We start from the raw sequence: 650 nt of genomic DNA, 5'->3' as shown, positions 1-650 counted from the left end.
TTTGGCGTGAAAGAGCTGATGGAAGGCATCGGCGCCTATGGCCCGCAGCCGCAGGTTCAGTCTGCTGAGCCCCGTCAGATCGCGCCCGATGAAAAGAAGGTCGCCGGTTTCGTGTTCAAGGTGCAGGCCAATATGGACCCCAAGCACCGCGACCGGGTGGCGTTTGTGCGCATGGCCTCGGGGCATTTCAAACGTGGCATGAAGCTGACCCATGTGCGGTCGAAAAAGCCGATGGCGATCTCGAACCCCGTCCTGTTCCTTGCCTCTGACCGGGAACTTGCTGAGGAAGCCTGGGCCGGGGACATCATCGGCATCCCGAACCACGGCCAGCTGCGCATTGGCGATACGCTTACCGAGGGCGAAGCGATCCGCGTGACCGGCATCCCGTCCTTTGCACCGGAACTGCTGCAGACCGTCCGTCCGGGCGATCCGATGAAGGCCAAGCATCTAGAAAAGGCGCTCATGCAGTTTGCCGAAGAAGGCGCGGCCAAAGTGTTCAAACCCTCGATCGGCTCGGGCTTTATCGTGGGCGTCGTCGGCGCGTTGCAATTCGAAGTACTGGCCAGCCGGATTGAGATGGAATACGGCCTGCCGGTTCGGTTCGAGGCGTCTCAGTTCACCTCGGCCCGTTGGGACAGCGGTGAGAAGGC

At 61.5% G+C, this 650-nt stretch carries 1 protein-coding gene; it reads left to right on the top strand.

From position 1 onward, the window contains the following. Positions 1 to 650 (top strand): EF-Tu/IF-2/RF-3 family GTPase (locus tag ACR0E6_RS22460; RefSeq protein ID WP_480587546.1); only part of this gene is annotated, 650 nt, incomplete at both ends.

The organism is Ruegeria sp. AP12 (assembly GCF_056540025.1).
This window is presented reverse-complemented; position numbering and strand designations above follow the sequence as displayed.